At 66.8% G+C, this 20,450-nt stretch carries 22 protein-coding genes; 21 read left to right on the forward strand and 1 reads right to left on the reverse strand.

All coding sequences use genetic code 11. The features are described 5' to 3' along the window. Positions 1–5: 5 nt before the first annotated feature. From FJV46_RS10650 to FJV46_RS10705, 13 genes are all read left to right on the forward strand, one after another. Complete coding sequence (locus FJV46_RS10650; protein ID WP_087027419.1) at positions 6–1,466, forward strand: phage portal protein; 1,461 nt, start codon at positions 6–8, stop codon at positions 1,464–1,466. Further along, on the forward strand, positions 1,459–2,688 hold the full coding sequence (locus tag FJV46_RS10655) for a hypothetical protein (protein ID WP_087027417.1): 1,230 nt from the start codon (positions 1,459–1,461) through the stop codon (positions 2,686–2,688). Before FJV46_RS10650 ends, FJV46_RS10655 begins: the two co-directional genes overlap by 8 nt. Before the next feature lie 62 nt (positions 2,689–2,750). Beyond that, the gene (locus FJV46_RS15360; protein WP_158250126.1) at positions 2,751–3,431 is read left to right on the forward strand and encodes a hypothetical protein; all 681 of its coding nucleotides are present in this window, start codon (positions 2,751–2,753) and stop codon (positions 3,429–3,431) included. Positions 3,432–3,483: 52 nt separating this feature from the next. Further along, the gene (locus FJV46_RS10665) at positions 3,484–4,440 is read left to right on the forward strand and encodes a major capsid protein (RefSeq protein WP_087027414.1); all 957 of its coding nucleotides are present in this window, start codon (positions 3,484–3,486) and stop codon (positions 4,438–4,440) included. Positions 4,441–4,479: 39 nt separating this feature from the next. Next, positions 4,480–4,809, forward strand: a complete 330-nt coding sequence (locus FJV46_RS10670; protein ID WP_087027412.1) for a hypothetical protein — start codon at positions 4,480–4,482, stop codon at positions 4,807–4,809. 39 nt (positions 4,810–4,848) lie between these two features. Further along, positions 4,849–5,244: a Gp19/Gp15/Gp42 family protein gene (locus FJV46_RS10675; RefSeq protein ID WP_087027410.1), complete on the forward strand. Its 396-nt coding sequence runs from the start codon at positions 4,849–4,851 to the stop codon at positions 5,242–5,244. Between the two features lies 1 nt (position 5,245). Next, positions 5,246–5,674, forward strand: coding sequence for a DUF6093 family protein (locus tag FJV46_RS10680; protein ID WP_087027409.1), 429 nt, complete (start codon positions 5,246–5,248; stop codon positions 5,672–5,674). Next, positions 5,671–6,060, forward strand: a complete 390-nt coding sequence (locus FJV46_RS10685) for a hypothetical protein (RefSeq protein WP_087027407.1) — start codon at positions 5,671–5,673, stop codon at positions 6,058–6,060. The genes FJV46_RS10680 and FJV46_RS10685 overlap by 4 nt, the downstream gene beginning before the upstream one ends. Further along, complete coding sequence (locus FJV46_RS10690; protein ID WP_087027405.1) at positions 6,057–6,467, forward strand: hypothetical protein; 411 nt, start codon at positions 6,057–6,059, stop codon at positions 6,465–6,467. Before FJV46_RS10685 ends, FJV46_RS10690 begins: the two co-directional genes overlap by 4 nt. 76 nt (positions 6,468–6,543) lie before the next feature. Beyond that, positions 6,544–6,720, forward strand: coding sequence for a hypothetical protein (locus FJV46_RS15250; protein WP_158250125.1), 177 nt, complete (start codon positions 6,544–6,546; stop codon positions 6,718–6,720). Next, complete coding sequence (locus FJV46_RS10695; protein ID WP_087027402.1) at positions 6,713–7,228, forward strand: phage tail tube protein; 516 nt, start codon at positions 6,713–6,715, stop codon at positions 7,226–7,228. The genes FJV46_RS15250 and FJV46_RS10695 overlap by 8 nt, the downstream gene beginning before the upstream one ends. Before the next feature lie 101 nt (positions 7,229–7,329). After that, positions 7,330–7,869 (forward strand): hypothetical protein, encoded by a 540-nt coding sequence (locus FJV46_RS10700; RefSeq protein WP_087027400.1) that lies wholly within the window; start codon positions 7,330–7,332, stop codon positions 7,867–7,869. Positions 7,870–8,003: 134 nt separating this feature from the next. After that, on the forward strand, positions 8,004–8,234 hold the full coding sequence (locus FJV46_RS10705; RefSeq protein WP_087027398.1) for a hypothetical protein: 231 nt from the start codon (positions 8,004–8,006) through the stop codon (positions 8,232–8,234). Here FJV46_RS10705 and FJV46_RS15255 read toward each other — a convergent pair. Further along, positions 8,231–8,398 carry a hypothetical protein gene (locus tag FJV46_RS15255; RefSeq protein WP_158250124.1) on the reverse strand — a complete coding sequence of 56 codons (168 nt, stop codon included), beginning with the start codon at positions 8,396–8,398 and terminating at the stop codon, positions 8,231–8,233. The genes FJV46_RS10705 and FJV46_RS15255 overlap by 4 nt on opposite strands. Before the next feature lie 197 nt (positions 8,399–8,595). Between FJV46_RS15255 and FJV46_RS10710 the strand changes: the two genes are divergently transcribed. The 8 genes from FJV46_RS10710 to FJV46_RS10745 are packed head-to-tail and all read left to right on the forward strand — an operon-like array spanning position 8,596 to position 20,450. Further along, positions 8,596–11,817 (forward strand): phage tail tape measure protein, encoded by a 3,222-nt coding sequence (locus tag FJV46_RS10710; protein WP_256940807.1) that lies wholly within the window; start codon positions 8,596–8,598, stop codon positions 11,815–11,817. Next, positions 11,811–12,686: a hypothetical protein gene (locus tag FJV46_RS10715; protein WP_104150513.1), complete on the forward strand. Its 876-nt coding sequence runs from the start codon at positions 11,811–11,813 to the stop codon at positions 12,684–12,686. The genes FJV46_RS10710 and FJV46_RS10715 overlap by 7 nt, the downstream gene beginning before the upstream one ends. Positions 12,687–12,697: 11 nt before the next feature. Continuing rightward, positions 12,698–13,624 carry a hypothetical protein gene (locus FJV46_RS10720; protein ID WP_087027393.1) on the forward strand — a complete coding sequence of 309 codons (927 nt, stop codon included), beginning with the start codon at positions 12,698–12,700 and terminating at the stop codon, positions 13,622–13,624. After that, complete coding sequence (locus FJV46_RS10725) at positions 13,624–14,736, forward strand: hypothetical protein (RefSeq protein ID WP_087027391.1); 1,113 nt, start codon at positions 13,624–13,626, stop codon at positions 14,734–14,736. Before FJV46_RS10720 ends, FJV46_RS10725 begins: the two co-directional genes overlap by 1 nt. Before the next feature lie 6 nt (positions 14,737–14,742). Further along, complete coding sequence (locus FJV46_RS10730; protein WP_087027389.1) at positions 14,743–19,278, forward strand: hypothetical protein; 4,536 nt, start codon at positions 14,743–14,745, stop codon at positions 19,276–19,278. An 11-nt stretch (positions 19,279–19,289) separates the two neighbouring features. Then, on the forward strand, positions 19,290–19,631 hold the full coding sequence (locus tag FJV46_RS10735) for a hypothetical protein (RefSeq protein ID WP_087027387.1): 342 nt from the start codon (positions 19,290–19,292) through the stop codon (positions 19,629–19,631). Positions 19,632–19,681: 50 nt separating this feature from the next. Further along, complete coding sequence (locus tag FJV46_RS10740; protein ID WP_126130617.1) at positions 19,682–20,062, forward strand: hypothetical protein; 381 nt, start codon at positions 19,682–19,684, stop codon at positions 20,060–20,062. Then, complete coding sequence (locus tag FJV46_RS10745; protein ID WP_087027384.1) at positions 20,055–20,450, forward strand: hypothetical protein; 396 nt, start codon at positions 20,055–20,057, stop codon at positions 20,448–20,450. Before FJV46_RS10740 ends, FJV46_RS10745 begins: the two co-directional genes overlap by 8 nt.

Raw genomic sequence — 20,450 nt, forward strand, 5'->3', positions numbered from 1 at the left:
GTGGCGTGAAGGAAGCGCAGGCACGCAGCTACCTGGAGACGGGACTGAAGAAGCTCAGCGAGCGGGCCCCGGCGTGGAACCGCCGGCAGGACTACTTCGAGGGCAAGCAGGATCTCCCCTACGCGCCTCCTGGGGTGAACGCCGAGTACCTCGAGCTTCGGGAGATGTCTCTCGCCAACGTCCTCGGCCTGTGCATGAAAGCCCCGATCCAGCGAATGCAGGCCGACGGCTTCCGCACCGGACGCCAGGGCGAAGCAGACCTCCGCTCGTGGGTCGAGATCTGGCAGCCGAACAAGCTCGACTCGCGCTCGCCGATCGTCTTCCAGCAGATGTTCAATCACGGCCGCGGCATCATGTCGGTCTCCCCGAACACCCGGAACCGCAAGAGCCCGATCATCCGCCCGGAGAACGCGAAGCGGGTATGGCTAGAACCGAACCCCGAAGACCCGTTCGAGGCCCTGTTCGCGGTAAAGACGCTCGAGGTCGCAGCCGACGCTGGTCCGATCAGCACGCTCTGGACCCCGGACTCCTACAGCAACACGGTCACGACGAAGATCGCTTACGTCTACACGGCGATGGAGTGGGTGCGCTTCGAAGCGAAGGGCATCTCGGGCAACGTCTGGGAGCTCGCCGACGCCGGCCGCCACAACATGCGCGGAATCCCGTTCGTCGGCTTCGACTTCAACGTGGACGCAGACGGCAACCCCCGCTCAGCGATGGACGAGCTGATCCCGCAGCAAAACGCGGTCAACACCATTCGCTTCCAGACCCTGCTGGCCATGCAGTTCAGCGCATACCGGCAGCGCGTCTTCACCGCGTACGATCCGGTGGTTCGGGACAAGCGCGGCGAGCCCATCTGGCAGACCAACCCGGACGGGACGCTCGTCCTGGATAGCAACCGTCAGCCACTGCCCATCGTCACCTCACCCGGCAGGATCGGCGTCGACCGCGCTCTGGTGTTCCCTGGTGCTGACACGAAGGTGTTCGACCTGCCGGAGTCGAATCTGGACAACTACATCAAGGTCCTCCAGCAGTTCCTCACCGATATGCTCGCCACTGGTCAGATCCCGCCGTCCTATGCACTCACGAAGATGGCGAACCTCACCGGCGATGGCATGGCCGGCGCGGAGTCCACCTTCCAATCCCTCATCAACGACATCCAACGTGCGGCGGGCGAGGGCATCGAGCAGGTGATGCGCCTGGCGAACGTCGCTCGAGGTGAGACGGAGGAAGACCTTGCCTCGGAGGTGATCTGGGCCGACACGGAGATCCGTTCGTTCGCGCAGATTATCGACGCCATCGGCAAGCTCATCACCTCCGGGATGGCCCGCACCGACGCGTGGGCGTTCCTTCCGAGCGCCACCCCGGCGCGCGTCGCCAACTGGGTGTCGAACTCGGATGGCGAAGCGGAAGCCCGCGACGAGCAGCTCCTGCGCACCACGGAGAAGCTGGCGCTCGATGCCTGACTACCCCCAGGCGGCGCAAGCCTACGACCTGCGCATGCGTCGCCTGTCGGTGCGGGCAATCGCTGCAGGGAAGGTCCACTGGCGCAGCGTCAGCGGTGCGAACATCTCCGCGAGCTGGCAGGAAGCATTGGCCTCGCTCGTCCCGGCGGTAACTACGCTTCAGCTCAGTGTCGCCGCCGAGTCTGTCGACTACGTCAGTGCTGCGCTCGCAGGGCAAGGCCTCTACGAAGCCCCGGACGGTTTCGCGGACCCGCGCAGCTTCGTAGGCGTGGCCCCCGACGGCCGGTCGCTGTCAGGGCTCCTGCTTTCGCCAGCCACCAGGGCCAAGACCGCCATAGGGGCAGGCGCATCCCTCGCGGAGGCGCTCGCCGAGGGTGGGAGGGCTTTGGACATGCTGATGAAGACCACGATCTCCGACACGGGCCGCGCGGCGGCAAGCGTCGATCTGGCTGCGCGCCCGAGGACCGGGTACGTGCGGATGCTGAATCTGCCATCGTGCGGCCGCTGCGTGGTCATGGCTGGCCGGTTTTACAGGTGGAATGCGGGGTTCCTCCGGCATCCACGCTGCGACTGCCGGCACATCCCTTCGACGGAGAACGTCGCAGGCGACCTGCGGACGGACGCCTACGAGGCGTTCAACTCCTACACTCCCGCGCAGCAGGACAAGCACTTCGGGAAGGCCGGGGCCCAAGCTATTCGCGACGGCGCCGACATCTCGCAGGTCGTGAACTCTCGACGCGGCATGTCTGCGTCCGGGCTGATGACGAAGGAAGGCACCTCAAAGCGGGGCAACTTCCGCCAAGCATCCGGACGATCGCAGCGCCTCACCCCGCAATCCATCTACCAGCTCCACAAGGGCGACCGCGTGGCTGCAGTCAAGGACCTGGAACGCTACGGATACATCTTGCCCGGCGGACAGAACCCGCTCGGCGCTCTGCGCGGACAGCGCGAAGGCTACGGCGCTCTCGGTCGCGGGGGAACCCGTGTAGGGCCCACTGCCGCCGTAGATCGGGCAAGGGAGACCGGCGCCCGGGACCCGCGCATCAGGGCGACGATGACCGAAGCCGAGCGCCGGCTCGCGGACGCCGAGTCAAACTGGCGGGCAGTCCAGCAGGGACGAAACCCGGCGGGGCGCTCACCGCTCACGCCGGTCGCTGCCGCGAAGGCCGAGGCCGAGTACCGCAAGCTGCTGCGCATGAACGGCGAGGTCTTCACCCGCTGACCACATTCCTACCCGACGGCGCGAGGCCGGCGGGTCCAACTCCGCGATGGAGGAGCACCACCATGAAGAAGAACACCACGCTCGCCCCAGCAGTACTCGCCCCGCACGGTATCGACCTCAACGCTCCCGGCGGCATCGAGGCGCTGCTCGAGCACCACCGGCTGACCTTCGGCGACGCCGTGATGCAGGACGACGGCGCGGGGGCCGGCGGCGACGGCGCGGGTGCCGGCGGCGACGGCTCTGGCAGTGCGTCGGGCGATGGTTCCGGCGAGGGCTCCGGTGACGGCAAGGACGGCACCGATGGCCAGCTCGGCCCCAACGGCCAGAAGGCTCTGCAGACCGAGCGCGACGCTCGGAAGACCGCGGAGAAGCTGGCCAACGAACGAGCCGCCCGGATTACGGAGCTCGAGAATGCTACGAAGTCGGACGAGGAAAAGCGCTCGGAGCGATTCCAGCAGCTCGAGACCACCGAACGCGAGCAGTCAGCCACGATCACCCAGCAGCAGGGCATCATCGACCGCTACCGGGTAGCGGCGGCCAAGGGCCTCGACCTCGAAGCTGCGGAGCGACTCCGCGGTACTACGAAGGCAGAGCTCGAGAAGGACGCTGACAGCTGGATCGCGAAGTGGGGCAACACCGGCGGCGCCCAGCAGGTGCCCGGCGCTGGCGCCCGCGGGAGCGACCGAGTCCAGTCCTCCCCCGGCATCGGAACCCTGCGTGCGGGGTACGACGAGAAGAAGTAAGCACCCAACGGCGGCAGCCCGAGGGCCCATCTAACAGGAAAAGGAGCCTTCAATGGCTGTCACCCTCGTTGAGTCAGCGAAACTGTCTCAGAACACCCTGCAGCGAGGCGTCATCGAGACGTTCGTGCAGACCTCCCCCATCCTCGACCGGCTTCCGCTGATGCCGATCGAGGGCAACGCCTACTCGTACAACTCCGAGGGAACACTCCCCGGAGTCGCCTTCCGTTCGGTCAACGAGGCCTACACCGAGTCCACGGGCACGGTGAACCAGTCGAGCGAGTCGCTGGTCATCCTCGGTGGCGACGCGGACGTGGACCGCTTCATCGTCCAGACCCGCGGCAACCTCAACGACCAGCGGGCCACGCAGACCGCGATGAAGGTCAAGGCTGCCTCCTACAAGTTCCAGGAGTCGTTCTTCAACGGCGACGTCGCGGTGGAGCCCAAGGGCTTCGACGGGCTGCGGAAGCGGCTCATCGGCAACCAGGTCATGGACGCCGCCACGAACGGGTCCCCTGTCCTCGGCAACGGGGCCTCCGACGCCCAGACGTTCTTCGATATGCTCGATGACCTGATCTCCCGGGTCCCCGGCATCGACGGGACGAACGGCGCGCTCTACGCCAACTCCGTCCTGCAGGGGAAGATCCGCTCCGCGGGCCGTCGCCTCGGCGGTGTCGAGACGGTCCGCGAGGACCTCACCGGCAAGCGCGTCCTGCAGTGGAACGGCATCTCCATCCTGGACCCCGGTAACAACGCCGCCGGTGCCCCGATCCTCGGCCAGAACGAGGCCCAGGGCACCTCCGCCGACGCGTCCTCGATCTACGCCGTCAAGTTCGGCAACGACGAAGGCGACCAGGCGGTCACCGGCCTCACCAACGGCGGCGTGCAGGTCGATGACCTCGGCCAGCTGCAGGAGAAGCCGGCGTACCGCACCCGCATCGAGTTCTACTGCGGGCTCGCACTGTTCGGCGGCAAGGCAGCGGCCCGCCTCCGCGGCATCCGCAACCTGTAGCCGACCGGCTCACCGGCCCTACCAGAGGAAGGCAGCACCATGGCGAACGCCACCCAGCCCAAGGCCGAGAAGAGCACGACGCTCGACTCGGACACCACGAAGCCGTCCGTTACCGCTCCCGGCGACGGCCCGGCCGACACGACTGACCCGGACGAGCGCGCGCAGTCCGCGCCCGTGAACCCCGGCCCCGACGCGCTCGCCGCCGGCACGGTCAACGCGGTGAAGTCGGTTCCGAAGTCGAAGGCCGCGACGCGGTCCGCGGCGAAGGAGCGCGTCGAGAGGTACAAGGCGACCAAGCCCAACGGCGACGTCGTCACGGTGACCCGGAACATCGACACCGGTGTTTCCAAGGTCGAGGCGGACAGCTGACCCGCTGACCGTGAATTACGCAGGTAGGAGGAGGACGCCATGGTGACCATTACCGCCCAGGACATCGCCAATCAGTGGCGTCCTCTCTCCCCTGCGGAGACCGCCGTCGTGCCCGGCCTCGCCGAGCAGGCGTGGGTCCGCATGCTCGCGCACCCGCGGCTCAGCGACCTCGAGGCCAAACTCGACGCGAACCCACCCACGGTCAGCGTGGCCACTGTGAAGTCGGTCATCGCGTCCATGGTCATCCGGGTCCTCAAGAACCCGGAGTCCGCACGACAGATCAGCAAGTCCCACGACGACTGGTCGCGCTCGCAGACGCTCGACTCGTCCATCTCCACGGGTGAGCTGTACGTCAACGATCGCGAGCTCGACCTGCTCGATCCGCCACCGGAGTACTCGACGCCCGGGATGTTCGTGATTCCACTGGGAGGCTGACGTGCAGCTCTACGACATGGCCGACCTGGTCGAGTCCCGTCGGGACGCCGAGGAGGGCCTCACAGACACGTGCGTCGTCACTCGCGGCGCTGGCAGGCCTGTCTACAACGCCACCACCAGGAAGTACGAGAGCGCCGGAAACACGATTTACCCGACGCCCGAACAGGTGGCCGAAGGGAACCCCGGGAAGTGCCGGATGCAGTCCGGCCGCGTGCAGGCCACAGACGCTGAAGCGGCAGGCGCTGTCTTCACCGTCGAACGCCTCGAGCTGCAGCTACCGTTCGGCACTGCCTTCGAGCAGGGCGACGTCGTCACCTACATGAACGCACCGTACAACCCCGCGTTGGTCGGCAACACCTACCGAATCACAGGCCTCGGCGCGAAGTCCCAGGCCACCCTGCAGCGCTTCATCGTGGAGGTACTCACGTGAGCTTCTACATCGACTCCTCAGAGATGCGCGTGCTCGAGCAGAACTTTGGCAAGGTCTCCGGCGACGTTCTCAAGCGGACGGACGAAGTGCTGAAGAAGGGCGCGCAGAACGTCAAGGAAGAGCTCGCGGCCGACGCCGCAACCTCCCGGCACTTCCGGGCCCTCGCCGGCGCGATGTCCTACGACTCGGACTACCGGCCCGGGCAGGCGGCCTACGAAGTCGGCCCGGACAAGAACCGGCGCGGCGGCAGCCTGGGCAACGTCTACTACTTCGGTACGAGCCGAGGCGGCGGAACCGGCGACATCGATAAGCCGCTGCGCACCGAGGGCCCGAAGCTCGAGCAGAATCTGGCGGACCTCGCAGAGCAGTTCGGCCGCCAGCTATGACCGCCTCAGCGCTGATCGCGGCACTGGAGCACCTCATCGACTGGCCGACCGTCTACAGCGGCAACCTCGGCTCCAAGGACCCCGAGTACCCCTACGTCCTCGTCACCGCAGGCTTCCCCCAAGCCTCAGAGCGCTCGCAGGCCCGAACAGTTCAGGCACGCGAGGCGCGCATCCGGACGACGATCGCGGGCTTCACTCAGGACTCCATCCTGCAGGTCGCCGGCGCCGTCGTGGACAGCCTTGAAGGCGCCCGCCCCTCTGTACCCGGATGGGTCGTGGGCCGTGTGGAGGGTGTGCCGAACGGCCAGCCGATCCAGACCGACGACGACGTCGTCGTCCCGAACTTCGGGCACCCGATGTACCTGGTGCTCGATTGGGTTGCGACAGCCTCGCAGCTCCCCGGATAGCAGCACCTCCGGACCTCACCCGCGCCGCTCCTCGTGGCGCATCACCGCACCGAGGAGGCACACAGTGTTCGTTCGCGTGAAGGACAAAGACACCCGCCACGAGTTCGACGTTCCGGAGGAAGACCCGCGCATCGGGGTCAGCCTCCTCAAGGTCAAGCCCAGCCGGTACCCGCCGGCTGATCGCCCCCGCCGACCCAAGTACTACATCCTGCCCGCGAGGGCGAACCAGAAAGAGGTAGCCGACAATGGCTGAAATCCCCAGCACTCCGGCGGACGGCAACGTCCTCGCCGTCCTCCTGCCCGCCGTCACCGACATCGACGCCATCACCCTCGCCGAGGCTACAGCGACCAGCGCCGTCGACATCTCCTGCTACCTCACCAGCGACGGCTACACGCCGTCCCTGGACGAGCAGGTCATCACCGACGATCGCCTCTGCTCACGCGAGACGTACGAGCAGCCCGGGCGCTCGCAGCGGGGGCTGTCGCTGACGTACATCGACAACACGAATGCCCCGAACGAGGCAACCGACAACGAGGCGAAGGACGCGCTCGTGCCCGGGTCCGAGCACGTGCTCCTCGTCCGGCGCGGCATCCCCTTCGAGACGCCGCTCGCGTCCGACCAGACGTACACGGCGTTCCGGATCAAGCCGGGCCAGTACATGGAGATGCCTCCCGAGGCGAACTCCGTCCTGAAGATCACGCAGAAGCAGTTCATTACCGGCCGCTCCGGCGTGAGCAAGAAGATCGCCGCGGCCGCGTAACAAGCTGACCGCGCTGCATGACCGGTGGCCCGCCTGCGATGTCAGGCTCCGGGCGGGTCACCTCACCACTTCCCGAGCCTGGCTAGTTGGAGCCTGAACCCATGAAGCTTGAAGTCAAGCGCCCCGAGCAGACCGTCCAGTTCTGCCTCGATGGGGCCCTGTACGCCCAGTACGCGACCGCCGAGGAGGAGCTCAAGGAAGCTCGGAAGAAGGACCTCGCGACGAAGGATTCACGCCTGAACAGCACGACCACGAAGCTGGCGCGTGAGCTCGTGGAGCTGCGCGGTCGCATCCAGCAGGAGTCTGTGTCATTCCTGATGCGCGGCATGAACCGCAAGGAATGGGCGACCCTTACCGCGGAGAACCCGCCCCGCGAAGGCAGCGCCGTCGACAAGCCCTACGGCTTCAACGTCGAGGCCGTCATCGACACCGCGATCCCCCGCTCCATCGTGTCGGTGACGAAGGACGGCGAGCCCGTCGAGTTCGACCCCGCGAAGGACTGGGACGAGACGGCCGACGAGATGACGGACCGCCAGTACGAAGACTTCGGCATGGCGGTGATCGCGTTGAACCGGGGCCGCCAGGAGGTCCCTTTCTCGCTGGACGCCTACAGGCGGATCCAAGACTCCGCCGCGACGTAGAGACAGCCGAGCGTCTCGGAATCAGTCTGAAGCGGTTCCTCGGCTGGGAGCCGGTCACCACGTACACGTACGACGGTGGCCGGCTCCTGTCCTCGACCCCTGAGGTCGAGTGGGACGAACCGGAGCAGACCTGGATGCTCGCGCTGCAGTACTACCGGGACGGCCTCTGCCCGCTCTGCGGGATGCCGGCCAGTATCTGTCAGGCGCCGGAGAACGAGCTTCGCGTGAAGTCCAACGACCCCATTCGCTGCCACTTCACGACGCAGACCAGCATGCGCCAGGAAGCGCATACGTCGGGGAAGAACGGCAAGGCCAAGCCGAACCAGCCGCAGGCCCTGCTCTACACCGCGGAGATCAGGTCCTAGGGGCGGCGGACGAAGCCGATGATCAGGCAGGCTGCGCCAGCCAGCAGGAGGATCGGCGGCAGCGCGCCTTGCCCTCCAACCGTGAGCATCAGGCCGAGCGCGACCATCAAGGTGCCGAAGTAGATGAACGGCGTTCCCCGCTTGTACCTGTGTCGCGTCTCCATGCGCCCCATTCTCACATAGCACCCCAGAGAGGGGAATCATGGCCGATCGCTCTATAACCCTGCGCCTGACTGCGAACGTGCAGGGGCTGGTCGCAGGATTCCGGACTGGGCAGCAGGCCGCGAAGGACTTCGGATCGCAGACGCAGCGGTTCGCGCAGGACAACCGCCAGTCCTTGGAGCAGCTCGGGCAGGCGGGCATGGCAGTCGGCGGGACCCTGGCCGCTGGTTTCGGCCTCGCAGTCACCAAATTCGCCAGCTTCGACAAGGCCATGTCCTCGGTACGCGCCGCAACGCACGAGACCGAGGGCAACATGGACCTGCTCCGCGAGGCAGCAGTCCGGGCCGGAGCCGACACAGCATTCTCGGCCGAGGAAGCAGCTCGCGGCATCGAGGAAATGGCGAAGGCCGGAGTCTCCACCGCCGACATTATGGGCGGAGGCCTCGACGGCGCGCTCGCGCTCGCAGCAGCCGGCGCACTGGATGTCGGTGACGCTGCCGAGCTGGCCGCTACGGCGATGACCCAGTTCGGCCTCTCCGGAGAGGACATCCCCCATATCGCGGATCTCCTCGCGGCGGGCGCGGGGAAAGCTCAGGGCTCCGTCGAGGACATGGGTATGGCACTCAAGCAGGCAGGGCTCGTCGCGGACCAGACGGGCCTGTCCATCGAGGAGACGACCGGGGGCTTGGCTGCTTTCGCGGCCGCCGGCCTCGTGGGCTCGGATGCGGGCACATCCTTCAAGTCGATGCTCCAGCGGCTGACACCCCAGTCGAAGGAAGCCCAGGAGAAGATGGCGGAGCTGGGCATCAGCGCCTACGACGCCCAGGGCAACTTCATCGGCCTATCCGAGTTCGCCGGCAACCTGAAGCAGTCTATGGCTGAACTGACCGTCGAAGAGCGCAACGCCGCGATGGCTACTATCTTCGGGTCCGACGCCGTGCGCGCCGCGTCAGTGCTGTACGAGAACGGCGCAGAAGGCGTCCAGAAGTGGGAAGACGCTGTCAACGACGCGGGGTACGCGGCAGAGACGGCAGCACTCATGCAGGACAACCTGGCAGGCGACCTCGAGAAGCTCGGCGGGGCCTTCGACACCGTGTTCCTCCAGGCAGGGTCCGGCGCGAACGACTCCCTCAGGTCCCTGGTGCAGACCCTCGAGGACGTAGTCGACCGGGTCGGGGAAATTCCCGGCCCTGTCCTTTCTGCTGTCGGCATCGTCGCCGGCCTCACTGGTGGAGCACTCCTACTAGGAGGGGCCTTCCTCACCGTCGTACCCCGAATCGCAGACACCGTCAGCGCAATCTCTGACCTGCGAGCCAAGGCCCCCGGTGCCACGACCGCGATCGGCAGGCTCGGGCGGGTCGCCGGGGTAGCAGCTGTGGCAATGGTCGCACTTCAGGTCGGGGCCGCGATCAACGACAGCTTGGGTGAAGCGACGAAGAGCGCTGAGGAAATGGCGCAAGCCATCCTCCGTGTGACCCGCGAAGGAGAGGCCTTCAGCGACGTATTCACGTCCGACCTGTTCGCGAGTTCCAACGGCTTCGCGATGCGCGACGAGATCACCGGAATGGGTGATGCGCTCGCCGAGGTGAATTCGATTGATTTCGGGGAGACCGTCAACGACTGGTATCACGGTCTCACAGGGTGGAAGTCCCAGATCAACGAGACGCGCGAAACCATCGCGAACATGGACACCGCCCTGACCGACTTCGCGTCCTCGGGAAATCTCGAAGGAGCAGCTGAGGGGTTCCGACAGATTGCCGCTGATGCCAAGGAATCGGGCGTCAGCCTCGAAGACACGGCAGCCCAGTTCCCGCAGTATCTAGATCACCTTCGGTCGCTTGCCACGGAGGCCGGAGTTGCACTGGATGAGCAGGAGCTTCTGAACTGGGCGATGGGTGAAGTGCCTCCAGCGATGGAGGCAGCTGCCTCCTCAACCGAGGGTTCCGCTGCGGCTCTGGAGGCACAGGGGGCAGCAGCTGAGCAGGCAGCCGAGCTGAACGAGGCGATGCTGGACCGGCTGAAGGAGCTCGGTCTCGCGGCGGACGGAACGATCGTGAACATCCAGGCATACACAGAGGCGCTCTTCGCCTCCGGTCTCGCTGTGATGTCCTCGAGGGACGCGTCGTTCCAGTGGGAGGACTCGCTGCGTGGCATGAACGACGCGATCTTGGAGGTCCTGAACACGCAGGGCGAGCTTGGAGCCGTCCTGGACGGCACGGCCACCGACTTCAATACGATGACGGACTCTGGTCTCGCGGCGAACGACGTCTTTCAGGGTCTGGTCGAGCAGGGCCTGAGTGTGGCTTCAACCTTTTCGGGTGACACAACGAAGTCCATTCAGGACGTGCAAGCGCAGCTGCTCTCGACATATGACGCCGGCGTGCAGTCCGCGATGGGCTTCGGGATGTCGAAGGAAGCTGCGATTGCACTCACACGCGAAGTCCTGCAAATCCCTGAGGGCGTGACCATCGAGTCGTGGATGTCGGAGGAAGCCAAGAACATGGCTGCCGAGACAACCGGTGCAGCCCAGGCTGTCCCGACCAATGTGCGCATCGAGTCCTCGATGTCCGAGGCCGCGAAGCTGACGGCAGACGCGACGAAAAAGTCCGCCGACGACGTCCCTGAGAAGGAGACGATCGACTCATGGATGTCCGACGCGGCGTTCATCGAAGCGGTGCGGACTCGTGCAGCTGCTCTCGGCATTCCGGAAAAGGAAGCCATCGACAGCTTCATGTCCTCGGCCGCCAGGAACGAGGCCGACAACACGACGGCTCGCATCCTCGGCATCCCACCCGGGGTGTCAGTCACGTCCTACATGGACAACTACGCCCGCATCGAAGCGCAGAACACGAAAGCGGCAATCGACGCGATTCCCTCCTACAAGGAATCAAGGATCGTCGTCGTCACCGAACGCAATGAGCGGGTCGGCGTCGGACAGGTAGGCCTCAAAGCCCTCGGCGGACGCCTGCCAGCCCACGCCGCCGGGTACCGGCTTCCATCCACCGGGCCCGGAACGGACGTCACAGACGGCATCCTCGGCATCAGCTCCAAGACCGGCGCGCCCATGTCCTGGCTCGACGGCGGGGAATGGGTCATCAACAGCAAGTCCTCGGAGAAGTACCACCGTGTCCTCGGAGCCATCAACCGCGACGACCCATCGGTCTCCAGCCTCTCCGCGCTCGCAGGCGGCGGGCAGGTCATGCGTAGCGGGCAGCACCCCCCGGCGGGCACCGGGGGTATCGGTTCCGCGCCGCCGGCGATTGACCTCGTGGCGTATGTGCAGAACCCGTGGACGGGCGAGCAGATGCTTGCTCCCGTCCGAGCTGTCGCAAGGGAGGAAGCGGATGCCTCTATATCGAGGATTGACCATCAGATGACACGGTACGACCGTGGTGGGAAGTATGTGGAGCGTATATGGTGACCGACCTTCTGCATGGAGACTTCGAACTCGACGGATATGTCATTGGAGGAGACAGAGACCGCCCTGTCTATATCAAATCCTTTCTACCCGGCCGGTCCGATGTCCGCAGCCAGGACTTCGACAACCCGGTAGGTGATGGTCGGCTGTTCGGCCGTGATGCAGCCCTCGGGTCGACGTGGTCGTTCAGTTTCGGGATGGCCTCCGAGTCGTCGGCCGCTTCGCTGGCCGCATTGAATAGCCTCTCTGCTGCGTGGAAGTACGTTCACCGAGAGCCTGGCGCGGAATCGGTGTTGCGGTACAAAGTGGGAGGCCGGGTTCGGAGAGTTTATGGCCGAGCGCGTCATTTTGACTACGACCCGAACTACGTCTTCTTCACCGGCTACGCAGTAGCATCTGGAGAATTTGTTACGTCGGACGCCGTCCACTATGAGGACGCGTTGCGTTCGGTGTCGGTGGGGCTCCTCGCTGAGGTCTCCGGGTCCCAGCCTTTGCCGTCGGCGCTGCCGTTCACGTTCGCCCCGGGCGGACCCCGCTCGGGGATCATCCAGGACGTGGGCGGGGACGCACCGGCCCCGGTGGAGGTCACCTTCGCTGGGCCGGTCACCGGCCCGTCAGCCACTATCGGCGGTCAGCTCGTCGCCCTGCCCGGGCTGACGCTGGCTTTCGATCAGTCGGTGACGGTGAATACCCGGACGATGACCGTCACCCGCAACGACGGCGCGTCCCTGGCGGGCGCCTTGTCGAGGCGGACCTACCTCGAGGACGTCCGGCTGCAGCCGGGCTTGTCGGAGGTCGTGTACTCCGGTTCGGACCTCACTGGCACCTCCCGCTGCACCGTCGCCTGGCGGCCCGCCCACTACGGATTCTAGAAAGGCACCTCATGGCCATCGAAGTACTGGCAATCGAAGCATCCGGCGTCACGGCCGCAGGGCTCCGCCTGGCCGCGTTCCATGCCACCCGTGGCGGGAACGGGATCAGCCTCCCGGAGGATCTGAAGGTCACGGCCCTGCCGGTACCTGGCGCATTTGTCCGGGTCGTCCGCGGCCCGTCCGGGTCTGCCGCACTGCGGTCCCGGTATGCGTCCGCGGCCGGGCAGTCGTACCTGACGCTCCTGTCGGCGACGGAGGACGTCTCGGTCCCCGCGACGGGCTCCGGGTCGGGCGCGACCCGGTACCTGATCCAGCGGGTGTTCGATCCGAAGTTCGAGGGGCAGGCCCCGCTCGCGGAGTTCGCCCTCGTCCCGGGATCTGCGACCGGGGTGTGGCCGTATAACCTCGGGCTGTCCTACCCGCACGTGGTGCTCGCGCGGATCAATCAGCCGGCGTCGACGGCGACGATCACGCAGGCCATGATCGAGGACCTCCGGCAGCTCGCCTACCCGCTACAGGACCGGCAGCTTCTACCCCCGATCTACCCGTCGGCGAACGCGAACATCCCGACCGCCGGGTACGCCTCGTGGCCGATCACCGCCGCGCAGCGGCCCATCCTGCAGGTCCCAGAGTGGGCGACCCGCCTCGACGTCGTCGCACACCTCTCCGGGATCGAGTTCATCGGCACCACGAAGACGGTCGCCGGCATCCGGTCCGGGTTCGGCGCGGAAGGGGCTGAGAACGGGATCATCATCGCGGACAAGGCCGGCCGCGGCCACTACACGGTGGTCGGTACCCACCAGGTGCTCGCCGCGCAGCGCGGCACCCGGCAGGCACTGAACCTGCAGGGCGTCCGATCCTCGGGGACCGGGTCGTGGCAGGCCGATTACCAGTCCGCGGTTGCAATCGATGTGCAGTTCAGCGCGGTCCCTGTCTGATGCGCTACATCGCCACCCGGCTCAACGGCGACGGCACAGAGACCCCGCTGTCCTTCGACGTGCCGCTGCAGGGCGTGCGGACCACCGACGACCTGTCCGGCCCCGGCGGCCTCGAGGGCTCCATCAGCCCGGAGGTGCAGCGGCTGCAGACCGCCGGCGGGGAACCGATCTTCCACGCGTGGTCGACGGCGCTCTACGCGGAGGTCGACGGGAAGCTGCGCGGAGGCGCGATCCTCGCCGGCCTCAAAGCGCAGGGCCCGTCCCTGTCCCTGGACTGTGTGGGCTTCACCGGGTACCTGAAGGACGAGCCCTACACCGCGGACTACTCCAGGGTCGCCGTCGACCCACTCGACGTCGCACGCCACCTATGGGAGCACCGGCAGGCCAAGACCAACGGGAACATCGGCCTGACCGTCGACACCACAACGTCACCAATCCGGATCGGCACCCCGGTGAAGGAGACCAGCTTCACGACCGGCGCCGGCGAGGACGTCAACTTCGAATCCGGCCCCTACACCCTGGCCTGGTGGAAGACCCGGGACCTTGGCAAGGAATTCGACGACCTCGCCACCAGCACCCCCTTCGATTACCGGGTGTCCCATGAGTGGGACGGTGAGACGATCCGACACCGCCTGATCCTGGGCTACCCGAACCTCGGCGCTCGCCGGGAGGATCTGCGGTTCGTTCTCGGCGAGAACCTGTTCCAGCGGCCGACGATCGACCTGACCGGCGGGGACTACGCCTCCGAGGTCCTCGTCCTCGGCGCCGGCGAAGGCCGGAAGATGGTCCGCAGCGTCCAGTCCACCCCGACCAGGCGCCTGCACCGGACCGCGGTCCTGGAGGACAAGTCCCTGCAGTCCAAGGCCGCAGCCGACCGGGCCGCGCTGCTGGAGCTGCGGTCCCGGCTGGGCGAGGTCGACATCACCGAAGTCGACGTGACCAATCACCCGCACGCCCGCATCGGGGAGTACTCCCCCGGCGACGAGATCCTCATCCAGACCCGCCACGACTGGGCCGGGGAGGTGTCCCTGTGGGTGCGCATCCTGTCGATCACCCTTGACCCGCAGACGGAGCGTTCCGTGCTGTCCGTCACCCGAGTAGAAAGGGTCTGAACCACGATGACCCAGCAGGACTACGCACGGATCGCCCGCCGTCTCCACGCGCTCGAGCGGAACCTGGCAGGGCTCTCCACCCCGCAGCTCATCCACTCCTCGATCGAGAATGGCAGCATCGACGAGTACGACGAGGCCGGGAACCTCGTCGGCGTGGTCGGCAAGCAGTTCGACGGCACCCACGGCGCCGTAGCCTTCCAGGGCCCCATCCCGCCAGCACCGACCGCCGCAACCGTCACTGGGGCGCCCGGTGCCCTATCGATCGTCTGGGACGGGTACTTCGCTGGCAATGCCGCCCGGCCTTTGGACCTCGATTTCATCCGCACCCGGGTCGCGGACAACGAGGCCATGACTAACCCGGTCTCCGCCGGCACACTGGTCGCCGCCGGGCAGGTCGTTGCGCAGATCGCCGCTGGCACCTACTGGGTGCAGCTCGTCGCCGAATCCAAGCCCGGCCGCCAGTCCGACCCGAGCCCCGCCGTGCAGGTCGAGGTCCTCCTCCCCGTCGACGTCGACGCCATCCAGGACGAGATCGACCAGGCCAACACCCGACTCGACGAAGCCAAGGCGGAGCTGGAGGCCGCGCAGCAGCAACTCGCCGCCGCGCTCGCCGCCAGCGACCTCGACCAGGCCGCCCTCGCAGCCACCGTGTCCACGCTGAAGAACACCACCCTGCCCGCGCTGACCACGGACCTATCCAACGCGCAGGTCCGTCTGGACGCCGCCGAATCCGACCTCTCGGACGCGTTCGGGGCGATCAACGCCGTCCCCGCCCAGATCAGCACCGCGAAGCAGCAAACCCTCGACGCCGCCGCGGCCGACGCCACCGCGAAGGCCGACGCGGCGAAGGCTGCTGCCGCCCGCGCGGCAGGGATGGCCGGCGGGATCACGTGGGTGCAGTCCACGGAGCCAATCGTCAGCACCCAGTACGCGTGGACCGGCACACCCGGCCGCAGCGCGAGCACGTGCACGATGCCCGACGGAACAGTCCGCACGAACCACTCGACCAGCCCGCAGGGCGGCGAGCCCGGCTGGGCGACGAGCTCGGGCTACAACAGCCAGCCGACCTCGACCATGCAGCGCCGGCCGGGCATCAATACGCGCATGTGGGTGAAGTCCGGCACAGGACGATACAGCCCTTACGGGCGTGCCGCGGGAGCCGGGAACACCGGGGCGAGCGGTAGCCAGCTCGCCGCAGCGACCATGCGCGTCGCCCCCGGCCAGTCCGTCGGAGCCGGCCTGTGGATGTACTCCCCCGTCGCAATTCCCATCGCCCGCCTGACCATGCGTTGGCAGGACGACGCGGGAGCCAGCAAGGGCACCGTGAACGGGCCCACGGCCTCACTGCCAGCGAACACGTGGCAGTGGTTCGCGGCCGTCGGCGTAGCACCCGCGGGCACCACCAACGTCCAGCTCGAGAACGTCCTCGACTTCGGCACTGACGGCCTCGGCATCGACGGGCTGCGGACCTACGGCAGCGATGCACTGCAGGAGCTCCGCACGACGACGCCCACCAGCGACGAGTACTTCGACGGCGGCACGGGAGACCTTCGCCTCACCGGCCTGTGGATAGACACCACGGACGGGAAGAACATCCCGAAGAAGTGGAACGGGGCAACCTGGACGCCGATCACCGATCAGGCCGCCATCAAGGCCGCCACCGACGCAGCGGCCCTGGACGCTCAGGCCCGCGCGGATAAGGCCCTCGCCGACGCGAAAACCGACGCTGCAGCGAAGGACGCCCTGGTGCGGGAGGCCGCAGCATCCGACGCGACGACGAAAGCCGACGCGGCGAAAGCTGTGGCCACGACGGCACAGACGGCCGCGGACCAGGCGAAGGCGGACGCGCTCGCCGCGTCCGGTCTGGCCGGCAGCAAGGGTGAGGTGATCTACCAGCTCAGCGCACCCACCGGTACCCGGGCTGTCGCGCAGAACCTCTGGATTCGCTCGTCGGACAACAAGCCGCACCGGTGGAACCCGGACAGCACGAACGTCTCGAAGTGGGAGGCCGTCACCGACAAGGCGGCGCTCGACGCCGCCACCGCGGCAGGGGCTGCCCAGACAAAGGCGAACGAAGCCGCAGCCGCGGCCGCGACCGCCCAGACCCGGGCGAACGACGCCTACTCGCTCGCCGGCGGAGCGAAGGAGACCGCCGACCTCGCCCTGTCCAGCGCGAACGGGAAGACCAAGGTCTACCGGGACCTCGCTGCCCCGAGCGGCGCCGGGAGCACGGCCGGTGACATCTGGTGGAGGTTCGCGGACGACACCTACAAGGTCGTCATCGATGAATGGACCTGGACCGGCACCGCCTGGTCGCAGCAGCAGCGCGGGCACCAGTCCATCGCCAGCGTCGACCTCGGCGCCCTCACCGTCGTGGGAACGTCCACGCTGGCCGACGTCGTCGCCAGGAGCGTCGCGGGTAGCACCGCGTCCTTTCAGCAGGTCGACGCGAAGAACCTCTTCGTCACCGGCACGGCGTCCCTCGCGGACGCCGTCGCGAAACGGCTGGCCGCGGAGACCGGAAGCTTCATCAGCCTCGCCGTATCGCAGCTCACCGCCGGCGCCGCCAGCATCAGCACCGGCGTCATCGACAAGCTCTACACCGAAGTCGTCAACAGCCGGAAGATCACCGCCGGGCAGATCGCTATCGGTGACTACACCAACCTCCGGGCGAACGGGGATTTCGCGCTTGGCTTCGACCAGTGGTCCGCCGACGGATGGACGATCGTCACCGGGGCAGGGCCAAACGGGGAGAACGTCGCTCAGTACGTCAACACAACCCCAAGCACGGTCTACGCGCCGACCTCCTACGCCTGGCGAATCCCGGTCACCCCCGGGGAGCTGCTGTACTTCTCAGCAACGGTAAAGCTCACCGGCGGGTCAATGCCCTCGGGCGCTGACCTCAGGGGTTACTTCTACGACGCCAACAACAGCAACATGAACGTCTCGGTCCTCGGCACCAAACCCATGGCAGACGGCGTTTGGCACACCTACGAAGGGACCTACGAGGTCCCCGCCGGCCGACGGCTCATGTACCCCCGGTTCACCTGGTACAACCCGGCCAACGGGACCTACCAGATCACCAACGTCATCGTCCGCCGTGCCGTCGGAGCGGTCATGATCGGAGATGGGGCGGTCACCGCACCGAAGATCGTCGCAAGCGAGGAACTGACAGCGAAGATCGCGCAGTTCCTCACCGTGAAAGCGAACCAGGTCGACGTGAATGACCTGTGGGCGGACACTGCGTGGATCTCCAAGGCCAACGCCCAGGTCCTCACACTCCTGTCGAACACGGACGGGTCAGGGTTCACCTCGCAGATCACCAGCGAAGGCCTCCGCGTCTTCTACACCGACCCGGTCACCGGGGAGGAGCAGGACCGGATCAGCCTCGGCACGTTCAACGGGACCGCCGACTACTTCGGCCTCACCGACGACAGCAACGAGCTGTCGGTCTCAATCGACAAGGACGGAGGTATCGCCGGCCGGGACCTCGCAGCCCGGGACTCCTTCACCTACAAGGGCACCGAGCTGCAGGACCTCCTCGACGGGTCCGGCAGCAGGCTGGCAGCCTGGGCTTCCCGTGCCAGCTCAAGCCTGTACTGGGCGAACGCACTCCAGCCATACCTTCACCTCCGGTTCGAGGCCGCGCCCGGCCGCGCCTACATGATCCAGACCACCCCGATCTGGTTGGACGGCGACACCGCCAACACCGAAGCCCGCGTCCACCTTCACTACGAAACGTCGGGCACGAACGCGACCACGGCGTCCCCGGTGATCGCGGAAGGCATGTCCGTGCAAGCCAGCCTGCAGACCCGGCGCTCGCCGGTCACGATCAACCGGCTCATCACACCGCCCGCCGGTGACGTCAGCCTTCTCCTGTCCTACTCGTGCCTGGGCGGGAGAGCGAAGATCTCCGCAGGTACGGGCACCAGGACGGTGAGCTTCACCGTGATCGACATCGGGCCTGCCATCCCGGAGACCGGTGAGATTCGCAACGGATCAGGAGACGCGCCCACGGGGTCGGCCACCCAGCCGCCCCAGACCGATCCGACGCCGCCGCCGATCGTGCGGAACTACGACCGGTACTTCGAATACACCGGCGTCAGGTCCTACCTCGGCAGCGGGGCCCAGTACACCTACCAGCCGGGAAAGGGATACCAGGGCCTCCAGCCCTACACGAACAGCGGCAACCTGAAATCGATCTGGACGTTCCCGTCCCTGACCGCCGAGCTTTCGGGCGCGACGATCACGGACATCTACGCCTACTTCTACTTTGAGCACTGGAACTACGGCGCCGGCGGCACCGCCCGCATCCGCACCCACGGCCACAGCTCAGCCCCCACCACCTACGGGGGCATCGGCAACGGCATCGACCGCGCCAAGTGGCCACGCGCCACCGGGCTCTGGGTGCGCCTCCCCGACAGCCTCTACGCCGGCTTCAAATCCGGTGCGGCCCGCGGGCTCGCCCTCGACGGAGACAACACACTCCAGACCTACGGCATCGCCAACCGGGCACGCCTGCGGATCAAGTACACCAAGTAAGGAGAACCACCATGTCCGACCTGCTGAAATACGCCCGGGCCCGCGACGACACGGACTTCGTGTCCCGCATCGCCGCAGCGATGACCGTCCGCGCCCAAGAGATTGAGCTGTTCGAGCTGAGCCCGCCGTCCAGGGCCCTGTGCTCCTGGGTGCTGGAGAACCCGATGCAGGTCGTGGACCGCATGGTCGCCCACGTGTCGACCAGCCCGGGCATCGCCGCGAACGTCACCGTGAGCGAGGGCACCGTCGACGCATCGACGGTGCCCGACGCCGACATCCAGTACACGGTGAACGAGAAGTGGGACGCCGTCGCCGGCTACCTCCACCGAGGCACCGAATCGACGACAGCATGAACCGCGGCATGCTGCGTCGCGCGAAACCCTATGGGCCCCGCGGGGTGATCATGCTCGCCCTGTCAATCGTCGCGCTCGGCAGGGCGGTCGCCTACCTGCCCTCCGAGCACCCCACGTTCACGCCGGCACTGCTGCAGGAGTGGCCGATACCGATACCCGTCTGGGGTGCCCTCTGGGGTGCGGTTGGCATCCTCCTGCTCGTGCAAGCGTTCCGCCGCGACCACGCGCTCGCGCTAGCCGTCATGGCCTCGATGGCAACCCTGTGGGCCGGCGTGTATGTGTGGGCCGCGAGTACGCGGACCTACGTGGACGGACTCGACGCCGCCCGTGGCTCATGGATCACCGCTGCCACGTACATCGCGACGGCGGTGATCGTCGTGTGTATCTCTCGGATGATCAACAAACTCGATCGGGAGGTTCCGCATGCTTGACGCCATCCTGCAAGTGACCGGCAGCCTGGCTCTCGCGTCCGTTTCGCTCGCCTCAGCATGGTTCGTGTACCACTCCACCAGAAAACGAGACAAGGTCACAGCCGAACTGTCCAAGGAAGCGAACGCCATCACCTGGTCGCAGGATCTCGTGAAGCGCCTCGACAAGCTCGAGGACGAGCTCAAGGAAGTGCGAGCGGACCTCGACAAGGTAACCCGCACTTTCCGAATCAGCATGAACTACATCGAGCGCTTGTGGCAGTGGGCGAAGACCGGGTCCCGCCCTCCCATCCCGGACATCCCCGAGTCGCTCTACGAGCACCTCGACCCATCGCTCATCGACGAGCACCACCGACAGCAGCGGGAGCACGACGCGTCCCCAAAAGCCTGA

Origin of the sequence: Arthrobacter agilis (assembly GCF_006494655.1) — a bacterium.
GTDB lineage: Bacteria > Actinomycetota > Actinomycetes > Actinomycetales > Micrococcaceae > Arthrobacter_D > Arthrobacter_D agilis.